General features: G+C 49.4%; 1 protein-coding gene. It reads left to right on the top strand.

Annotated elements, in window-relative coordinates; all coding sequences use genetic code 11:
* Positions 1-243, top strand: a 243-nt coding sequence (locus CF394_RS00215; RefSeq protein WP_165767405.1) for a spore germination protein, incomplete at both ends; no start/stop codon positions are given.

Below are 243 nucleotides of genomic sequence, written 5' to 3'. Positions count from 1 at the left end.
CGGTATTTTGGCCTCCACCTTTTTGCTGCCGCTTTGGCTGCTGTTTGTCATTCATCCGTCGCTCTTGCCTGATAATTTATCGTTTATCGGGTTGAATAAAGACACCCATATTCCGATTATCATGCAGATTTTCCTGGCGGATCTCGGCGTCGAATTTTTAAGAATGGCCGCCATTCATACGCCGACGGCGCTTTCGACTGCAATGGGCCTGATCGCCGCTGTATTGATCGGCGATATCGCGAT

This window comes from Tetzosporium hominis (assembly GCF_002265435.1).
In the GTDB taxonomy this organism is placed as follows: domain Bacteria; phylum Bacillota; class Bacilli; order Bacillales_A; family Planococcaceae; genus Chryseomicrobium; species Chryseomicrobium hominis.
The sequence above is the reverse complement of the archived record's forward strand: the minus strand, read 5'-3'. Positions and strand labels throughout refer to the sequence as shown.